The 18,676-nt window shown below is 69.2% G+C and carries 17 protein-coding genes and 1 pseudogene; 1 reads left to right on the top strand and 17 read right to left on the bottom strand.

The genetic code is table 11. The annotated features are described in order from the left end of the window. Nucleotides 1–3 precede the first annotated feature (3 nt). From ACFZDJ_RS14045 to ACFZDJ_RS14020, 6 genes and pseudogenes are all read right to left on the bottom strand, one after another. Nucleotides 4–711 carry a hypothetical protein gene (locus ACFZDJ_RS14045; protein WP_391058922.1) on the bottom strand — a complete coding sequence of 236 codons (708 nt, stop codon included), beginning with the start codon at nt 709–711 and terminating at the stop codon, nt 4–6. A gap of 500 nt (nt 712–1,211) precedes the next feature. Further along, a pseudogene (locus ACFZDJ_RS14040) lies at nt 1,212–1,306 on the bottom strand (IS5/IS1182 family transposase); the annotation flags it as partial. Between the two features lie 24 nt (nt 1,307–1,330). Next, nucleotides 1,331–3,475: a hypothetical protein gene (locus ACFZDJ_RS14035; RefSeq protein WP_391058919.1), complete on the bottom strand. Its 2,145-nt coding sequence runs from the start codon at nt 3,473–3,475 to the stop codon at nt 1,331–1,333. Between the two features lie 11 nt (nt 3,476–3,486). After that, nucleotides 3,487–5,667 carry an ATP-binding protein gene (locus ACFZDJ_RS14030; RefSeq protein ID WP_391058917.1) on the bottom strand — a complete coding sequence of 727 codons (2,181 nt, stop codon included), beginning with the start codon at nt 5,665–5,667 and terminating at the stop codon, nt 3,487–3,489. Then, nucleotides 5,664–6,212, bottom strand: coding sequence for a hypothetical protein (locus ACFZDJ_RS14025; protein WP_391058914.1), 549 nt, complete (start codon nt 6,210–6,212; stop codon nt 5,664–5,666). The genes ACFZDJ_RS14030 and ACFZDJ_RS14025 overlap by 4 nt, the downstream gene beginning before the upstream one ends. Nucleotides 6,213–7,014: 802 nt before the next feature. Continuing rightward, on the bottom strand, nt 7,015–7,974 hold the full coding sequence (locus ACFZDJ_RS14020; RefSeq protein WP_391059173.1) for an ATP-dependent DNA ligase: 960 nt from the start codon (nt 7,972–7,974) through the stop codon (nt 7,015–7,017). 423 nt (nt 7,975–8,397) lie between these two features. Here ACFZDJ_RS14020 and ACFZDJ_RS14015 point away from each other — a divergent pair, with 423 nt between their 5' ends. Continuing rightward, on the top strand, nt 8,398–8,640 hold the full coding sequence (locus tag ACFZDJ_RS14015; RefSeq protein WP_391058911.1) for a hypothetical protein: 243 nt from the start codon (nt 8,398–8,400) through the stop codon (nt 8,638–8,640). An 82-nt stretch (nt 8,641–8,722) separates the two neighbouring features. Here the strand turns inward: ACFZDJ_RS14015 and ACFZDJ_RS14010 are convergent, their stop codons facing one another. The 11 genes from ACFZDJ_RS14010 to ACFZDJ_RS13960 form a co-directional block, all read right to left on the bottom strand. Further along, nucleotides 8,723–9,736: a SpaA isopeptide-forming pilin-related protein gene (locus ACFZDJ_RS14010; protein ID WP_391058908.1), complete on the bottom strand. Its 1,014-nt coding sequence runs from the start codon at nt 9,734–9,736 to the stop codon at nt 8,723–8,725. A gap of 55 nt (nt 9,737–9,791) precedes the next feature. Continuing rightward, nucleotides 9,792–10,670 carry a hypothetical protein gene (locus ACFZDJ_RS14005; protein WP_391058905.1) on the bottom strand — a complete coding sequence of 293 codons (879 nt, stop codon included), beginning with the start codon at nt 10,668–10,670 and terminating at the stop codon, nt 9,792–9,794. A gap of 43 nt (nt 10,671–10,713) precedes the next feature. Then, nucleotides 10,714–11,583 carry a DUF317 domain-containing protein gene (locus ACFZDJ_RS14000; protein WP_391058902.1) on the bottom strand — a complete coding sequence of 290 codons (870 nt, stop codon included), beginning with the start codon at nt 11,581–11,583 and terminating at the stop codon, nt 10,714–10,716. Nucleotides 11,584–11,629: 46 nt separating this feature from the next. Beyond that, a complete protein-coding gene (locus ACFZDJ_RS13995) occupies nt 11,630–12,496 on the bottom strand; it encodes a DUF317 domain-containing protein (protein WP_391058900.1) in 867 nt (288 codons plus the stop codon). 44 nt (nt 12,497–12,540) lie between these two features. Further along, on the bottom strand, nt 12,541–13,194 hold the full coding sequence (locus ACFZDJ_RS13990; RefSeq protein WP_391058897.1) for an HAD-IA family hydrolase: 654 nt from the start codon (nt 13,192–13,194) through the stop codon (nt 12,541–12,543). After that, entirely contained in the window at nt 13,191–14,354 is a 1,164-nt protein-coding gene (locus ACFZDJ_RS13985; RefSeq protein ID WP_391058894.1) for an MFS transporter, read from the bottom strand. The genes ACFZDJ_RS13990 and ACFZDJ_RS13985 overlap by 4 nt, the downstream gene beginning before the upstream one ends. Then, nucleotides 14,351–15,571 carry an ATP-grasp domain-containing protein gene (locus tag ACFZDJ_RS13980; protein ID WP_391059170.1) on the bottom strand — a complete coding sequence of 407 codons (1,221 nt, stop codon included), beginning with the start codon at nt 15,569–15,571 and terminating at the stop codon, nt 14,351–14,353. Before ACFZDJ_RS13980 ends, ACFZDJ_RS13985 begins: the two co-directional genes overlap by 4 nt. A 93-nt stretch (nt 15,572–15,664) precedes the next feature. Further along, nucleotides 15,665–16,003, bottom strand: a complete 339-nt coding sequence (locus ACFZDJ_RS13975) for a hypothetical protein (RefSeq protein ID WP_391058891.1) — start codon at nt 16,001–16,003, stop codon at nt 15,665–15,667. A gap of 31 nt (nt 16,004–16,034) precedes the next feature. After that, nucleotides 16,035–17,276, bottom strand: a complete 1,242-nt coding sequence (locus ACFZDJ_RS13970) for an MFS transporter (RefSeq protein ID WP_391058888.1) — start codon at nt 17,274–17,276, stop codon at nt 16,035–16,037. Beyond that, the gene (locus tag ACFZDJ_RS13965) at nt 17,273–17,788 is read right to left on the bottom strand and encodes a hypothetical protein (RefSeq protein ID WP_391058885.1); all 516 of its coding nucleotides are present in this window, start codon (nt 17,786–17,788) and stop codon (nt 17,273–17,275) included. Before ACFZDJ_RS13965 ends, ACFZDJ_RS13970 begins: the two co-directional genes overlap by 4 nt. After that, entirely contained in the window at nt 17,785–18,672 is an 888-nt protein-coding gene (locus ACFZDJ_RS13960; protein ID WP_391058882.1) for a winged helix-turn-helix transcriptional regulator, read from the bottom strand. The genes ACFZDJ_RS13965 and ACFZDJ_RS13960 overlap by 4 nt, the downstream gene beginning before the upstream one ends. Nucleotides 18,673–18,676: the final 4 nt, after the last annotated feature.

The following is an 18,676-nucleotide window of genomic DNA, read 5'->3' as shown; positions in this document are numbered from 1 at the left end:
CGGTCACCCCACCACGCGCAGTACCGGCCGCTCCCCGAGTTGGACGTCGGACACGGTCGCGAGACCGTCCGGTACGGCAGCGCCCGTGGGCAGGGGAGCGACTCGACCGTCGGGGCCGGGCAGCCACATGTCCGCATACCGCGGTACCGCGGACGCGCCGCGCCCAACGGCCGCCACCCGCACCCGTCGGCCGCGCAGCAGGCCATGGCCCTCGCTGACCCCCTCCCATGCTGCGGACACCACGTTCATCCGGACCTCGGCGCCATCCCACGACCCGGCGGCCAGCAGCACCGACCCGCTGCGCCGAAGCACGGCAGCCAGCCGACGAGCGATCTGGCCGGGCACCGTACCGAGTTGTCCCACCAGGACGACCGGGACCACCTCAGCCAAGGTGGCCACCACCTGCGCCCACTGGCGTCCGGGCTCGTCGACCCACAGACCGCTCGCCAGATCCAGACCGACGGACTTGGCCGCGAGTGCACCCATCTGCGACAGGCCGACTGCCGCCCAACCGGCCGTGCCGACGGACGCCTCGGCGGCGAGTGCCAGTAGCAGAGGCATGTCACCGCCCGCGCTCACCGCGGTTCCGGGACGAATGCGCCCCTCCGGCAGCAAACCGCCGATCGACGACCCGTACACCGCCTCGGCAACACGCTCATCTGCCCGCTCGCTCGCCACCGGTCTTACACCCATGACTCGATATTCGGTCATCAGTTCGAATGATTCAAGTCGCGACTGCCGTGCTGTTGTGACGTCCAGAGATAGATGGCCAGTGCTCAGCGATAGATGGCCACTCATCCCCTAGCTGTGATCTCTCACGAGGTTGGTGCCGCCCACCCGGGCACCTGACCGAAAGCTGAGGCACGCCCGAGGCGGGCGTCCGTACGTCAAGGAAACTCGCCCTGGAGGTTTCTCCATGCCTTTGGGATGGCCTCTGTTCAGGCAGTTGTCGTCTTCAGCGCGGCGGCTGCGGCACGGGCGATGTGGGGGTTGGCCCGGATCGCCGCGGCGACCTCGTCGGCGGTCAGGCCGGCGTCTTGGGAAGGCACGGTGTGGCACACGCGGCCTTCTAGCTCGCTCAGGAACTCCAGGGTGGGCCTGATCCCGAGGCTTACCGGGACCGGCCCTGAGCCTTCACCTAAGGGTTGTCCCCGTAAATGATCTTCCGGGCGGCATGAGTGCGACTGTCTGTTGGGCGGGGCGCTCGCTCGGCCCGTGAGGGCGAGGTTGTGCAAGCGGGCGATGCCGAGCGTGGCGTGGTGCACGCCGTCGCCTTCAGGCGGCAGTCGCGGAGGATGCGACTGGTTCCACCGACTGGACCGAGCCGGCCCTACTTCATGTCCGACGGTCTGGTCCGGCTGCCAGGAACGCCGACGGTGACGATGTGCCTCGGGACCGCGTCGCCTGGCACATCGAAAGCCGTATGCCCGATGAGCGCGCTCAGGTGTGGCGGCGCCCCGGTGGGATCGAACGCCTTGTGGCGCAGTGAAACCAGGAATCCGATTCGGATGTCCGTGGTCTGATATGTGACCGCCTGCTTGAGGTACGCCTGTTTGTCACTCAAGGGCTGCTTCATCGAATCGACCTTCATCTCGATGCAGATGCTGAATCCGCTGAACTTGAGTCGCAGGTCGATTCGCCCGCCGCCGACGTGCTGGACCTCGAACTCAACGATCGCGCCGAGGCTACTGGACTTCAAGTAGTCGAGGAGGTCCTTGTGGATGTGGCCTTCGACGGCCTTCGGGTCGAACAGATACGGGTACAGGTCCGATTGGGCATTGGTCCGTGAGCTGACGAACTGGATGATCAGCCGAAGAACGTCGTCCACTGCATCCTTCGGATCCCCGACGTAGTCGGGGCTCGTCTCCAGACACGTTCGGATCCCGGAGTAGACCTCGGCCTCGATCAGGTTGAGGCTGTGCCTGCCGATGGTTTTGTCGCTGACTGCTTTAGCGAGTTCAGCCAGGGTCTCGGGCGACACTTTCTCGGCAAGTTCGATCGCTGCTGCGGATCCGGGCAGGACGAGTTGGTTGAGGGGTTGCGGCAGCGACTCGGTGGCTGTGCCACTATGGCCTTTTCCCGGCCCTGCACCTGCCAATGCTTGCGCCTTCGCCCCTCGAAGGACCGCTTGCGCGGCGGCGAGCTTCTCGGTGACCTCGCGTTCACGGTCGCCCGCCGCGGTCGCGGCTTCCTGCTCCAAGGCGTGGGTATGATCTTCGAGGTTGCACAGAAGGCCCGCCGTTCTGGCGAACCCCGACTCGATGACCGGCTGAACGAGCCTGAGCAGGCCGTCAATGTCCTCCTTGTGAGAGACGACAGCCGCAGAGCGCGAGCCCAGGTATATCTGGAGTAGGTCGTCGACAACGACCTCGGCCTTGTAGAAGCTATCCCGTTGAAACTCTTCCCGGAGCCTTCCCAGGTCGTCGGCCAGTTGAGTCCACGCCAGCAGCGCCGCTCGCTTCGGATCCCCGTACCAGTGGTTCAGCCCAATCGACGTCACGTTGAGCCGGCGAATCCGCTCAGCCAGGTCGGCCAATGCGTGTGGTTCGAGCCGAGGGGCCGACAGGGCCGCCACGTGCAGCCTCGGCGAGGACTCGGCGAGGAGCGCACACAGCACTTCGACTACGGCCAAGAGGATGCTCGCGTCCTCACGCTCGTAGGTGTCCCAGGCGACCTGCAAGTACCTTGCGGAGGCTTCGAGGTTGTTCAGCATGAGCGGCAGGTCCGCGGCGCGGAGTGCGCTGACCAGTTCGATACCCGCCAGTACCCATGCGGCGTCGGAGGCGACGCCCTCGGGGTCGGCACCTGGGCGCGGCTGGCCAGCTGGGGGGTCGATGCCAGCGACGAGGCGGACAACGCTGGCGAGGCTCGCGGCGTGCGGCCAGTGGTCGACGGCAACACCGACGGCGCGGACAACTGCGGTGCCGAGCGGCTTCGGCACCGGTGCATCGAAGCGTTCCAGAAGGGCTAGCAGTGCGAATGGTGATCCGATCCCGCACAGGGCAAGTCGGGTGCGGGCCTCCAGTGCGCTTGCCGTTCTCAGGGCGGCACGGCTGTCCGGATCCGGCACGTCAAGGAATTCCTGGACAGCATCCTCCAGGGCCTTGGCCAGACCCGCGCCGACCTCGTTCAGCGCGGGTCCACTGGTAAGCAGAGCCTCCAAGCTGTCGGTGAGGATGGCCGGACTCGTGGTGGATGTGACAGCAGCTGATACGCGGCGCAATGCTGCCGGATAGCTGTCGGTTCGGCTGCTGGAGTTGGCTGCCTCGTGCGCGACCAGGTGGACGAGAGGCGGAAGCACCGGACTGTCGGTGAGGTCAGAGGCTTCCCGAGCCAGTCGGTCCCAGCCACCAAGCGCCGCGAAAGCGCCCTCGACCGGCGGGCCTCCAGCGTTTGCCGAGAGGAGCGCGGTGAGGTCCTTCTCCAGCTCAACCGCCGCACTGCCGCTCATGGCTTTCCTCTCGTCAGCAACCACCGTTCAGCTTCTCACCACACGTAGGAGTTACCCTCCGCGACAACCCGGTTGGCTTGCGGAAGAAGATCAAGGAGGGGAGCGGCGTTGCGGGTAGCGACGAAGATCTGCATCTCGGCTTCGCCTGCGACCTCCCGCAGTGCCCTGACCATGGTGGCGAGGTCCTCCTCCGGCATTTCCTCGGCGGAGGGCGAGTCCAGGACGAGGAACCCGGGGTGGCGGCCGATGCCCTCGACGTAACCGTGCTGGATGAGGGCGATGGCGGTCGCGATCTTGACCCGCAGCTTCTCGCCGGCTGTGAGCCCGGAGTAGGTCTGCTTGACGCCGTTCTCTCGAAGCGTCATGTTCGCTGCGCCGCTGAGGGTAAAATCACTGAGGTTATCGGCGCCGAAGCTCTGCGTCAGGCGTTCGATGTCGGCGGAGATCTGGACCAGCATCGGATCCTGGTCGTTCTTCACCCACTTCTTCAGCACCTGCTCGGCTGCTTCCACGACGGCGAGGTGCGTCGAATCGACCGGGTCAATCAACTCCGGGTCGCTTGACCGGGTCAACGCCCCCAGGGCGCCTTCGGCGCGGGCCAAGTCGAGTTCGAGCACGCGACGCTCACCCGCGACCGTGAAAAGTTCGCTCCCCACCTCTGCCCGCGCCGCCGCCTCTTCCCGCTCCGTCGTCAGCGCCGCGATCTCGGCAGTCAACTCCGCCACCGCGGCTTCGGCCGCGGCCACCGCGGCCTGCGCCGCTTCAACTTCGTCCAGGGGGCCCTCTTCGGCATCCGCGGCGTCGCCGTCACTTTCGGACGTCCGCGCAACCAGGCCGGTCACGAACTCATCCGGCGCGGACGCGGCCACGATGACATCGGACTGGAGGGCCTCCAGATTCAGTTCACTGGTGCACACCGAACACTCATGTTTGTCCGGTTCCGCTGCCTGTCGCTCTGGAGTGACCTGCGCCGCGCAGCGTGGGCACACCGACGGACGCATGTGATGGAAGAACCTGGCGGCGAGCACGTCCTCGTAGTTGGTATGCACCCGAGCCTTCGCCGCCTTGAGCTGTTGACGTGCTGTTCCGGCCAGCGAAGTCTGCGCGATCAGCTTTGTCTCAAGCCTGTGATTCTCTCGTGCGAGGTCGGATGCGCGGGTTGCGGCGTCGAGCACCACCTGCATGTCCGGCGTCCCGGCGGGCAGGTTCCCAATCTTCGTTCGAAGATCTTGGACCTGCTTCTCCGCCGCGATTCGACTCGCCTCTACCGCCTCGCCAGCCGCCTGCGCCTTGCCCTTCGCGGCGTCCCGTGCCGTGTCCATGCCGCGCCGCGCCGTCATTGCCGCAGCCTGCACCGGTGCCCAGTCCGTACCGATGAACATCTGCATCATTCGGAGGCCGATGGTCTGCTCGTTGCCGACGATCGGATCGAGCTGGTTCGCGCGGACCACGAACGAACTGGAGTACGAAGGCCACGCGTGCACCCGAGCCGCCGTGTCCGTCCAGACCGGGATGTTCTCCAACCTCAGCCGAGTCATCATCAGCGAGCCCATGACGCCCTCGAAGTCCGCGCCGTCGAACTGCCCGAGGACCGTGGATCTGGAGTCCGAGTCCACCCCCATGATCCTGATCACTTGTCCGGTGGCCGCCCCGTCCACCGCATCGAAAGCCACCCGCAGCCGCTCCGCGCCGACCTGCCAATCGACTTCAACGTGCTCGATCCAGCTGCGGACATCGTTCTGGAACTGCGGGCACCGGCCGGTCAGCGACCACATGAGAACGTTCAAGAGGGTTGACTTGCCGCGTAGATTCCGGCCCGAGCCAATCCCGTTGACACCGGGCTGCGGGGACCATTCGAAGTCAAATGGGACCCGCGCCTTCGGTCCTGCCTGCTTATCGACCTCCGCCGCCTCGCCCTCTCCGGCCGAGATCGCTGCGGGTGAGTACTTGTCGACGACCGGTCGGATCCACTCAGGGAGATCGTTTACATCGACCAACGGGTGTCCATGGGCGCCGGGGTGATCCGGTTCGAGCCATTTCGTCCCACGGAAGTGCATCCGCGTCGCGCGTAGCGGCACGGGAACTGCCTTGGTGCCGCCGAGCGGCACGCCGAGTCCGCTGAGGATCTTGTCAACCTCGTCAACAGCGAGGCTCAGCGAACCGCCTGCCCGTCGCCTGGCCAGGATGTCAACAACCTCTTTGCCGAGAGCACTCACGTCTGGTCTCCTTCCTGACCTACTCCTCCAGTAGCCGATGCCGGCGCGGAAGCGCTCAGCGCATCCAGCCGTTCGCGCACCCGCGGAGCGATCGGCGCAATGGACACCCCCAGCTCCGTCCCCGCGTACGTGGCCTGCCGGTATTGCCGGTCCTTCAGTGCCTGCCCACCGTCGTCCCCCGCGACCAATGCGACCAGCTTCACCTGCTTGGCGTACCAGCCCAGAGTCGGATCCTTCGCGAGCTCAGCGACCGCAGCGGCCCCGGCCTGCGTCAGGAAGAACTGGTTGCGCTTGCTCTTTTTGCCTGGCTGCCCGGCACGGCGCAACGTGGCGAGGCCGTACGTTTCGAGGATGGAGAAAGCATCATCGAGCTGCTCGTATGCGCCGAAGAACCAGCGCGGCATCGGGTACCAGCGAAGGTCAGGTTCTGGATCGTCCAAGAGCGACCGCGCTGTGTTCAGGAGACCAGCGTCGGCCGTGCTGGCTTCCACCATCGACACCAGCTCATCGGCGAGGTAGTCCGGGTTTCGCAGCCAGAAGTCCATCGCTTGGAGCCGCAGTTCGCTTCGTACCGACCTGATCGTTCCGGGTGGGTCTCCATCCACACTCGGCGTACCACATCCATCGAGCAGAACTAGCAATCGAATGGCGTGCTGAGTTCGCGTCGAAGCAGGGCGACCATCTGTACCTGCGGACTCCGCACCGGTAGCCATCTCGTCCAACCTGGCATTCCCCCCAGAAGCACCGCTACTCGACCGGACGACCTTCACCAGAACGACCGCCAGGTGATCACGGGCGGCAAGGTTGTGGTGTGTAATCACGCCGTAACCACATTGGGCCGACGCGACCACCCATTACGCTCGGAGACCCAATGTAACGGGTGTGGCATGTAACGGATACCTAAGGGCTGCCCCGCAATGATTCGGGAGCTCGTGGCCCTGCCTTTCTGCAGGTTGGCAGCGAGGCTGTGGGGACAGTTCAATGCCCTCGTGACGGACTGGACGCAGGTGGTCGATGCTCACGGGTCGGTTGGGCGAGTGCCACTGCTCCTGGATCAGGTGGAGCGAGAGGAAGCACCGGAGACGTGGGACGAGCTGTGGGACCGTCTCTGCCTCTTCCACGCAACCAAGCTGAATGAGCTCAGTGAACACAACGACTTGACAGGGAACGCGACACCTTCACTCTGGCGCGGGCCGTTGCGACTTACGTGCGTGCGTAACGGTGTGCCTTGACGGCTATCAGCGATACAGCTGTACGGCGACACGCGTGACGAGCGACGAGAACCAGCGCACACCACAGCTCGGCTCTGCGCCTATGCCACTACGTGCGTCCGGGCCCGTCTGGAGGTCACAGGACGTCTTCAGGAGCGAGGTCCGGGCGTAGTCGGTGCCATGAGGGATGGCGGAGGTAGCCGGCCCGGGTTCGGGTGGTGTACTCGACCTCGCCGACCAGGCGCGGCAGCACCCAGCGGGCACCCGCAATCTGGAGTGCCGGGGCAAAGGGACAGGACGTCACGGCGGCGACCTGCAGCAGCTCGGCGAGGGCGGTCCGCTCGCGGTCGCTCCATCCGGTGCCGACACTGCCGATGTACCGCAAGTGCCCTTCCTGCCGCTGCCCGAGCAGGAGCGCCCCGGGCCGGCCTGCCAGGCGTCCCTTGCCCGGCACCCACCCGCCGACGATCGCGTCTGTGGTCAGCACGTTGCGGATCTTGATCCACGACCGGGAACGCGCCCCCGGCTCATACCGGGATGTCAACCGCTTGCAGACGATCCCCTCCACGTTCGCGGCCCGGGTGACGTCGAGCGCCTCCGCGCTGTGACCGACCACAGCGTCCGGGACCGACCAGCCGGGGCCGACCAGATCCAGCGAGCGCAACACCTGCCTCCGCTCGCCATACGGCCGCTCCAGGAGGCTGTCGCCGCCGAGGAACATCACGTCGAAAACGACCAGGTGGGCAGGGACGAACGCGGCTCGGCGGGCCGCCAGCCCAGGGGAACGGGCCAGGCCCATCCGCGATTGCAACCGCTCGAAATCCGCTCGCCCCTGCTCGTCCAGGGCGACGATCTCGCCATCCAGGACCGCCGGCACGCCCCGGAGCACCGCGCCCAGCCCATGCAGGTCCGGATAGGCGGCGGTGATGTTCTCCCCCGACCGGGACCGGAACTCCACCGTCCCGTCCCCCGGCACGTAGACAATGGCCCGCTGACCGTCCTGCTTGGTCTCCACCGACCACCGCTCATCGCCACCCGGCAGCGGCAGGCGGCCCGGTGACGCGAGCATGGGCGAAATCCTCGGCAGGTTGACCATGGCCGAACCTTCACCGCAACACCCCCTGGCGCATCCCAGCAGAGAAGCGATTCCCCCGAAGGCACGCACCACGACCAACCGCGTGGCCTACTCGGCGCCACCTCAGGTCGCAGGCGACCAGCCTCGCCAGACCAACAGCCACAGGCCCCCTGCCAGTTCAGCCTCCAGTGGACAACGGACAGATCAAAACCCTGGCCATGACGTGCGCTGCCGGACTACGCCGCTGAGCAAGCGGACACCCGGTCGCGGGCCTGCGCGAGCATCAGTGCCACCGGCGGTCGCAACACCATCCGCCCGGTCCACGGCCCGATCGCCGAATCCGCGACTTGAACAGTCCCTGCCAGAGGTTATCCACAGGCCGGCACACGGTTGTGGACTAAGTCGTACCGTGCCAAGAAATGATCACGAGCACGGAGATACGCGATGCGGTACGGCGTGGTGATGGAAGAGCTGGCCTCCGACGTGATCGGCGAGCTGCCAGAGGAGGCGCGGCGCGAGGTCCTGGAACTCGTCGAGCTGGTGCGCACGGACCCGCGCGCGTGGCCGGACGTACGGGATCTCGGCAGCGCCGAGGAGATCCGCGAGGCGTTCGGAGGCCGTTGCTGGCTCCAGTACATGCCGCATGCGGGGGCCATCGAGGTTCGCGATATCGGTTGGGCCGGATAGCGGTCGCCACCATCCGGGATGACGACGTGCCCGGGAGTCGGTAGGGACTCCCGGGCCTTGGTGTCAGAGGTGGTCGGTCGTATCAGCCGTTGCTGGACGGGGAGTTCTCGTCACGGTCGCTGCGGCGGGTGCGGGCGGCGACGACAATCGCGATGCCTCCGGCGACGAGGAGTCCTGCACCACCGAGGAGCCACGGGGTGGCGTCGGTTCCGGTGTGGGCCAGGGAGCCGGTCTGGGTCTTCGGTGTGGCTTCGCGGGACGCGTCGGCCGCCGGTGAGGAGCCAGCGTCCATCGCAGTGTGCCCCGTCGGGCTTTCGGATGTCGTGGCGGAGCCGCCAGTCGTGGGCACTGTACTGGTCGGCTGGCTTGTCGGCTTCTGGGTCGGGACAGGGCTCGAGCCGGTCACAGCCTTGGAGTTGGTGACGGTCACGGTGACCGGAGTGCCAGGCCCGGCCGTGAAGCTCTTCGAGGGGCTGTAGAGCTTGTAGCCGGCGGGGGCCTTGATCTCCTTGACCCAGAACTGCGTCTTGCGACTCGACACCGGCAGTTCTCCGGAGGCCGTGCCCTTGGCGCCGGTGGTCATGGTGAGCAGAGTCGAGTCGCCGGTACCGATGTTCACGGTCGCGCCCGACAAGAGCTTGCCGGTCTTGTCGTCCTTGGCCTGCAGGAGGACCTTGGCGGCCTCGAACGGGTCGGTGATGGTCAGCGGGGTGTCGGCACCGGGGGTGACGATGACGTCCTGGTCGTCGACGACCTCGTACAGCGGGCTGCCGCTGGCGACTTCCTTGAGCCGGTAGACACCGGGTGCCAGGTCCTGGAAGGCCAGCTGGCCCTCCGCGTTGGTGGTGCCGCTTGCGGCTTGCTTGCCGGTGGAGTCGAGCAGGGTGAATGTGGCACCGGCGAGAACATCGCCGTCCGGGTCCTTCTTCAGGATGGTGACGCTGCCGTTCCCGGCCGCGCTCAGCGGAGCCGCGGACGTGGACGGGGTCGGCTCGGGGGTCTTCGCGGAGGCAGCCGGGGCCAACGCCGACGTGCCGGTCACGGTGGCAACGGTGACAGCCACGGCGGACAGGCGGCGGCCGGAACGGATAGACAAGAAGGAGTTCTCCTGGAGGGGACGCGGGCAGGGGGTACAAGCGGGATGAGGCCGGTCAGCGGGTCCGGGCTGGCGACGGCTGGGGCGGCAGGGGCGGACGAGATGGCCCGGGAAGATGCGCGGGGGCGTCGGTCTCCTTTCTGTGGGCGGCAGTCTGGACGAGGTGGTGCTGGTCCTCGATGGGCAATGTCGCGATGTGCGACAGTCCCTGCGCGACGGAGACACCGCGCAGTGCGCCCGCCGACAGGCCGGCGGCGTGCACGATCCGCGCGGCGGCCTCGGCTTCGATAAGAAGGCCGAACGCCGGTGGAATGCCGAGCAGTTGGGCGACGTGTTCGCTGCTTCCGGTCAGTGCCTCAGGGAGTGCAAAGTCGTCGTCGAGAGCGTCGGCGACGATGTCCAGCCAGAGCGGCGTGGCCTGGTGGAGGCGGGTGAGGAAGTCGGCGTCGGTGAGCCAGCATCCCCGGGCTGGCTCAGGTTCCGTATCGACATGCGCCGGCCGCCGTTGTGCGCTGTCGGCGCTGCTGGCTGGTGACGGTTCGGGCGTCCAGATCTTCAGGTAGTCCTGGATGGCGTGGCTCAGGGGTATGACGGCGGCGCCGATCCAGGGTGAGGTGTCGTCGTGGTGCCAGTCCCGTATGACGCCGTACCCGTCATGGCCGAGCCGTTTGCCGCGGCGGGAATCGCGCACGGCGAAGGTTCCGTGGTCGGCGAAGGACAGGTACGCGTGGTCGAGGGCGCCGTGGTCCGGGTGAAGGATGCTCAGCCGCAGGCCGCTGTACTCGCGTTCTCGGACGGTCTGGGCGAACTCGATGCGCAGTCTCAGAGGCGAGTCGGGCGAGATGACCGCGTAGCAGGTGTCGCCGACTACCCGTCGTTGGTGGACGGGCAGGGCGAGCAGGTCGGTGAAGAAGTGCTGGGCGTGCAGGGACAACGGTGGTGGTACTCCTGGGCAGCGGGCGGTTCTGCGGGGCCGGTTACCTCCGTTGGCCAACCGGCGGGGCGGAAAGGGCGGACTGCGTGGGTGCGTTGCCCGGTGCCCCGGCCTCCGAGGTGTGCGCGGACGGCAAGGGCGGCGCGGAGGTCGCTCGGCTCTGCGCCGGGGCGCCCGGGTGCGCGACAGAGTCGGTCAAGGTGGCGGGGAGAGTGAGATAGAGGCGTGTGTCGGCCGGGATGTTCGACACGGCGCGGGCGAGCGGCACGGGTGAGGCGAGAGAGGAGGTGAATGCCGCGACCAGGGAGGCGGGTGCGGCGGGGGAAAAGGTGGCCTTCCACAGCGGGTGGTCCGGTGGCCCACCCCACGCAGACCATCGGGGTGCTGCCCCGTTCTTTTGCACGTAGGCGTGTTGCAGCACGCCGTAGCCGTCTGGGCTGCGGAAGTACTGGACCCCGTCCGTCGTGACCGTGTGGTGCCAGCCTGCGGTGAGCAGCGGCAGGTATACGTCTTGGGGGCGGACGTCGTCTGGGCGCAGCAGATCGCGTTCACCCCGCCTGTCCGCCTCGCACAGCGCGATCACCGCGGTGTACAGGTCGCGGACGAGCTCGACGGGGGTGCTGCGGTCGAGCGTGGCCGTCCAGGTGGCCGGCCGGAAGGGGTCCTTGTGCGCGGCGACCAGCCACTCGCCACCGCGTACATGGCTCTCGGAGGGCATGTGTCCGGCGAGCAGGCGCATGCCGGGGCTGACGGCAATGGCCGGTCCGTCTGAGGAGTGGGTCAGGGTCCAGTCCTGGCCGAAGGGGACGGGCCACACGTCGGCGAGGTCGTGAACGCCGGGGCCGGCGAGGTGGCGGGGCAGGACTTCGACCACGTCGTGGTCGTCGAGATCGTCCAGCGGGCTGAGCGGCACAAGGTCCTTTCATCGGACGGGAGTTGCTGGTCGCGGGCGGCGCGGATCAGCGGCGCGCGGCGGTACGTGGGGCGGAGACGGGGAGGCTGGTGGTGCTCCAGCGCGGGACGCTTCGGGTACCGAGTGCGGGTGGGCGGCGGGCGGCGGCGTTCTGGACGTCGAGAGGGGTCGGAACCGGCAGCGGGGGCGGTGTGACGGGGGTGAGCTGGGCAGCCTCGCGCAGCCGCGGGAGCATCGAGTCCTTCCAGCGCGGCAGGGGTGCCGGGTCGCAGACGCTCTGGGTGATGGCCTTGACCAAGGCGATGGGGGTGTGGGTGGTGGCGGTGGCGTACCAGCGGGCGTAGCCGCTCTTCGGACCACCCCATAGGTGCCATCGGGCCTCAAGGGTGGTGAGTTCCTGCTCGGGGTCAAGCCGGTTGGTGGTGTACTGGCAGGTGGCCATCCCGTCCGGGGGCTGTAGTGCGATCACGCCCCAGCGCGGTTGCTGGAACTGCCAGCTGTTCTTGATCAGCGGGACGACGGCGCCGAAGGCGCCGAGTTCGGGGTCCTTGAGATCGGGCTCGGCGAGGTAGGTGTCGGGGCCGGCGATGTACGCCTGGGCGAGGACAGTGGTGAAGGCGGTGACGAACTCCGTGGGCGCCATGTCGTTGAAGCTCACGCCCCAGGCGGGCGGGCCGAATCGGTCGCGGTAGGCGTTGATCCGCCACAGTCCGTCGTCGTCTCCCTCGGGCAGATAGCCGAGGCGGATGCGGTGGTCGGGCGCAGTGACATAGACGTTGCCGAGGTCGTCGTCACGGTGGTCGAAACCGAGCGCGAGGAGCGGCTTCAGCGCAGGGTCTCCGGTCCAGGTGCTGCCGGCGAGGTAGCGGGGGGAGACATAGACGTCGCCGTCGATCTCTTCGGTGTCGGGCACGAAAGTCCAGGGTTCGGGGCGGTGGTGAGCGGCGCGGTGCGCGGTCAGGAACCGGCGCGGCTCGCGAGGGCGGGCAGCAACTGCTGTTCCAGGTCTGCGGGTTGGCCGGTGTAGTGCAGGGTGCGCAGGCCCAGATCGGCGGCGGCCCGGCAGTTGTCGTCACGGTCGTCGATGAACAGCACGCGTGCCGGGTCGGCGATGCCGGTGGCCGCCAGGGCGTGTTCGTACGCGGCCGGATCGGGCTTGCACAGGTGCAGGCGGGCGGAGTACAGAGCGTCGGCCATCAGCTCGCGCCGCCACTCCGTGGCGTCCAAGACCTTGCTGAGGTGGGCCGGCGCGTTGGAGAGCAGCACCATCGTCACCCCCGCGGCCCGGGCGCGAGACAGGATGCCGAGGACGCGCGGGTCGGTGCGGGTCCACATGGCGGTATCAGCGGCCCGCAGCGTACGCAGCCACCGCGCGCCCGGGTGGTGTCCGAGAACCTTGGCCCAATAGGAGAGATCACTCAACTCCCCCGCGTCGTACGCATTCCGGGGCGCCCAGAAGGCGTCCTGGAACGAGGGCAGGTGCCGGCCGGGCCACTCGGCAAGGTCGGCGAGACGGGTCCACATGGCGGTGGTGGGTTGCCGGCCCAGGACGCCGTTGTAGTCGAGGATCAGGGCGTCCACGTCGTTGTGGGAGACGGATTTGTGGGTCAAGGGGCGGGTTTCTCCAGGGCTTTGGGGGCGAGGGCAGCGACGGCTGCGGCGAGGAGGGAGGGCAGCAGCAGTGCGTTCGGCAGGGCGGTGACGGTCGCGAGGGCGCCGATGAGGGCAGGTCCGGCGAGCAGGCCGACGTAGCCGGTGACCGCGACGGTGGCGACCGCACGCGGGCCGCCGATGCCTGCGGCGGTAATCAGGCTGGGGATGGTGACGGACAGCCCCAGACCGAAGGCCGTCCACCCGAGCAGGGCGAAGCCGGTGGTGGAGCCGACGAGGCCGGTGGCGAGGCCGAGCGCGGCCAGGGCAGCCCCCGTGCGGACGACGGCGGGAGCACCGAACCGGGCGGTGAGGCGATCTCCCACGAGGCGACCGGCGGCCATGGCGGCGCTGTAGAGGCCGTACGCTGCGGCGCTGGTCGCGGCTGACGCGCCGAGGTCGTGCAGGTGGACGGCGGCCCAGTCGGCGGCAGCCCCCTCGCCCAGCAGCGTTGCTGCCGCGAGCGCGCCCAGCAGCCACAGCCGAGGACGCGGCAGGTCCGCGCCCTGGTCCAAGCCCCGTGCCACGCGGTTGTGTACGGGCTCAAGTCCGGGGCTGGCCAGCGTGCGGGTGAGCCGTGTCGTTGTCCCTGCCGCCACGGTGGCGGTGGCTGCGACGCCGGCGAACAGGACGGCGTGCGGGGTCTGGGCGGTTGCTGCGGCCAGCGCGGCGCCGGTGAAGGCGCCGAGGCTGTAGCTCGCGTGCAACCGGCCCATGATCGGGCGCCCGTGGGCGTCCTGGCAGCGCACTGCGGCGGCGTTGACGGCGACGTCGAGGACGCCGTGTGCGGCGCCGAAGGCGAACGCCGCCCCAAGGAGGATGTGCAGGCTGTGACAGGCCCCGAGGGTAGCGAGGCAGGCGGCTAGCGCGAGGGCACCGCCGGTCAGCAATGTGGGCAGGCGGGCCGGATGGGCGATGCGTCCGCCGGTCTGGAGTCCGGCCACCATGCCGAGGGCGGCGGCCAGCAGGATCAGGGCGAGCCCGGCGGTGCTCACCCCGGCGGTGTTCTGGACGGCGGGTATGCGCGCGCCCCAGACGGCCATCACCACGCCCAGTCCGGCGAAGTACCCGGTCAGCAGGCGGCGGCTGCGCGCCAGTTCGGGCGCCGCGGCCTGGTTCACGCGTCGTTCTCCCGCGTGGCCGGGGCCTCCTGCGCGACCGGATCCACCTGGATGTCGAGGTTGCGGTACGCCTCCTGGGCTCGGGCCTGGGCGACGGTGGCGGTCGGTCCGGTGGTGATCAGGTAGCCGATGCGGGCGGTGAACAGGTGGCCGCCGTCCTGGGGCAGCAGGAGCGGGTCACCGGCCTGCCGTTGGAAGCACACGCGTTCCACTCCCCCGGTGGGTTCCGTAACCCGGCGGGCGGTGAGGGTGCCGGAGTATGCGGGGTAGATGAAGCGGATCGCTGCGGCCTGCCGGCGGGTGGGCGTCAGGTCGGGGGTACGTCCGCAGGCGATGTCGGCGGCCACGCGGGCGAGATCGACGCCTGTGGCCAGGTGGACGAGGTGGCTGATCATGTCGCCGGCGATCCGGGCGTTGACCTCGATGAGCCGGGGGCGGCCGTCGACCACGCGGATCTCGATGTGGCTGACGCCGTCGGTGACTCCTAGGGCGTCGATGGCCGCGACGGCGGCCGGGGCAACGGTGGCGAGAAGCGGGTCGTTCGCGTCGACCGTGTGCGCCAACTCTTCGAAGTGGGGCGGCATGCCGACGGTCTTGCGGGTGACGGCGACGACGGTGGTCTGCCCCTGGTGGGTGACGCACTCGACGCTCACTTCCGGGCCGTCGAGGTATTCCTCGACCAGGACCTGGGTGCTTTCCACGCCATGGTCGGCGGTTTTGGCGGCGAAGGCGTACGCCACGGGCAGCTGGTCGGCGGTGTCGACGCGGATGACGCCCATGCTCGCGGCGTGCGCGGCGGGTTTGAGGACGACGGGGAAGCCGATGCACCGGGCGGCAGCGTGCGCCTCGGGTTCGGTGCGCACGCTGACGGAGGCGGCGGAGGGCACCCCGTGGCGGGCGAACAGGCTGCGGCTGGTGTGCTTGTTGCGGCAGCCCTGGAGGGCCTCCGGAGCGGTGGTGGGCAGGCCGAGTCGGCGGGCCAGGCGGGCGACGGGGACGAGGTACCACTCGGTCCACGTCATCACGCCGGCCAGCTCATGCCGCTCGGCGAGCGCGTACCCGGCCGTGGTCAGCGCCGCCTGGTCGGCGGGGTCGGCGATCTCGTAGTCGAGGAGGAACTCATTCTCCCAGGTCGGCTCGGCGCCGGAGATCAGGACGACGTCGTAGTGGGCGGCAACGTTCTGAAGGCAGGTGCCGCGATACGCCTGGGCCTCCATGTCGGCTGCGGCAACGATCAGGACGACAGGGCGAGAGGACAACAAGGCTCCAAACGGTGTGGGGGAAGGGAGAGTTGAGGCAGGGCGTCTGGATCAGGGGGTGCGGCGGCGGCGTAGCTCGAAGGCTGACGCCCACTGGGGGTGGTCGTCGATCAACCTGCGGGCGTACAGGGAGGCGAAGGAGTTGTTCAGTCCGCGCACGCCCGTCGGCAGCTGCCAGCGCACGTCCTCGAACAACGCCTTCAGCCCGACCCGGGTGGCGCCGGCGGCGAGCCGGTCGGCCGTCAGACGCTCCAGCGCGCGGTAGACGTAGGGGTGCTCGGCGTCGAAGGCCAGGAAGCGGTCGGTCAGCGTCGGGCGCGAGCCCGCTCGAAACGACGGTCGGGCTACCGGCAGGGCGTAGGGGCCGGCAAGGGTGCGGGATGTGGGCATGGCGGCGGTCTCCATGGGGTGTTCCGGGAGGTCAGGCGAAAGAGGTGCGCAGGGCGGGAGCGGTGCGCAGCCGGGCGAAGGCGGCGAAGAGGCCCAGGGCCTGCAGTGCGGCGCACAGGGTGATCACGTGGCCGAGCTGCGCGGGCGGCACGGCGGCGACGAGGACACCAGCGAGGGGGAAGGGGAGCAGGAGCAGCAGGATGGTCAGCGACAGGGTGGCGCCGAACACCGGGGCGGGGATGAGACAGGAGCGCACGGTGCGCAGCACGACGGTCAGGCCGCCCTCGCCGGCCATGAGGACGGCGAGCAGGGCGAGATAGGTGCCGTAGGTGTCGGTGAAGGAGACCGCCATACACGCCGAGGCGGCGATCGTGGCGGACACGGCGCCGATGGGCCACAGGCCGAAGCGCTCGATCGCCCGGCGGCACAGGGCGATCGCGAGGAGAGAGGCGATGGCGGCTGCCGACCAGATGAGGCCGACGTCGGCCGGGGAGTGTCCGAGCTGCTTGACGACGATCACCGGGGTGGCGGCCTGCAGCAGACCGACGGTCAGGTTGGAGATGGCCAGTCCGGTCACCAGCCAGCCGAGAGCTGGTAGCGCGCGGAGGGTCGTCCAGCCGGTGTGCAGCCCGCTAATGGCTGGCTGCGGCCCTGCGGGCTTGCTCTGGTGGCGCTGGCGCGGGGCCAGGAGGCTGGTGAGCAGCGAGAAGGCGGCGATCACGATCAGCATTCCGGCGGCGTGGGCCTGCTGCAGGAGCAGCCCGGCGAGCGCGGGGCCGCCCAGGGTGGCGATCTGGTCGATGCCGAGCAGGACGGACTGAACGCGGTGGGCGCGCTCACCGGCCTCGCGGCCGGCGATCCCGCCCGCGGTCTCGGCCGCGAGGTAGGAGCATTCGGTGAGGATCCCGGTGGACGCGGCGAGGAGCATGACGGTGACCGTCGTGCCGTATCCCGCTGCCTGCGTCGGCAAGATGAATGCGGCGGCCAGGACGACCAGGGCCCGGCCCGCGGAGGCCAGGCGGAGCACGGCGGTGGTGCCGTGGCGGTCGACCAACGCCCCGGCGAAGGCGAACGTGCTCAGTCGCGGCACCCATTCCAACGCGAAGGCAAGGCCGGTCAGGGCGGCGGAGTCGGTGGTGGCCAGCACCAGCAGTGGGATGCCGTAGGTGGCCATGGCGGACGCCGCGGCGTCCGTGCTGCGCGGCAGGTAGATGCCGCGCAGCGCAGTGGGGACTGGCCGGCGGGCGTGCCGGGGCCCGACACGGGATCTCACGCAGCGCGCCCCGATTCCTGCGCCGCGTGGGAGGAGCGTGCGACGTCCTGGTGCAGGACGCGGGGGTGCGCCGTGAGCCACTCGGACAGCGCCTCGTGGGGTGCCGACGGTTCGGTCGCTGCGCCAGGCCGCCCCGGGCCGCCGTCCTGCGGCTGAAGGGCGTACTGGACGCGCGCGATGAAGTCGCTGGCCGGGCTGGGGAGTTGGCGGGTGCGGGCCCAGCGTGCGGCGCTGTCGTACAGCTCGGCGAGGTCCTGGCCGCTCGCGGTGAGCTGGTAGCGGGCCTGGGCGTGTCCGCGGGCGTGGATGAGGCCGAGGTCGCGGGCGGTGTCGATGGCGTGGCGCAGTTGTCCGGTTTCGAGGTCACCGAGGGCGCCCTGCAGGCTGCCGCGGTGGCGGCTGATGGGGCCGTTGTCGTCGATCTCGGTGACCAGGCGTATCAGGCCCGGCAGGGTCAGGGCCCTCATCGCACGGCGTTCACGCAGGATGCCGGCGCGCGGGGAGGCGGTCATCGGCGGGGACCTCCTGCCGGGGTGATGGGGCGGGCGGGTATCTGGTGGGAGAAGAGGTCGCCGGGCTTCCACGCCGGGCCGGCCGGGGGTGTGGTGGCCAGGGCGGGGCCGGCAGACGGTGCGGCCGGAACTGCGGGTGCCGGAAGGCGGGCCGGGGTGGTCGCCCACGGGCCGGAGCGGGTCTGGGACGGGGCGCTGCCTCGCCGGCGAAGCGGGTCGGTCTCGGCGGGCGGGCGGGCAGCCCAGGTGGTGATGGCCTGAAAGACGGGGCCGAGTGCCTGGCCGCTGGCGGACAACTGGAAGTCGCCGCTGCCTGCGGCCGTGACCAGGCCGTCGGCGACCAGGCGGTCCAGGGGCTTGTAGACGGCGGTCAGTCCATAGCCGGGCATGGCCTCGGCGGCCAGGGTCTTGGCGCTCGCACGGCCCCTCGCCTGCAGGGTCACCAGGATCGGGGTGGCGTGCCGTGGGGCGATCAGGGCGAGCGCGTCGTCGATGTTCTGGGCCGGGGCGATCCGCTCGGGCTCCAGCTCGCCGGTGGCCTTGCTGGCGACGAGCTGCTTCTCCAGATGGGTATCGCCCCAGGAGGCGATCTGGGCCAGGACGGGCAGCAGCTCGGCGCCGCGGCCGGTGAGGCCGTAGGTGACGTGACGCGGGGCGTACTCGGTGCGTTCGACCACGCCGGCGCCTGTGAGGTGGCGCAGGCGGGGGTGGAGCTGGCCGTCGGCGAGCCACGGCAGCATCGGCTTGATCTCGGCGTAGCGCAGCGGCTGAGAGGACAGGGTCATCAGCACCCACACGCTCCAGCGCGGGGCGAGCAGATCCAGGGTCTTGGTGACACTGGCGAGGTCGTTCGGGGTGGTGGGGGGCTGAGCGGTGGTGGCCAAGGAC

Source organism: Streptomyces sp. NPDC007896 (assembly GCF_042959425.1).
GTDB lineage: Bacteria > Actinomycetota > Actinomycetes > Streptomycetales > Streptomycetaceae > Streptomyces.
This window is presented reverse-complemented; position numbering and strand designations above follow the sequence as displayed.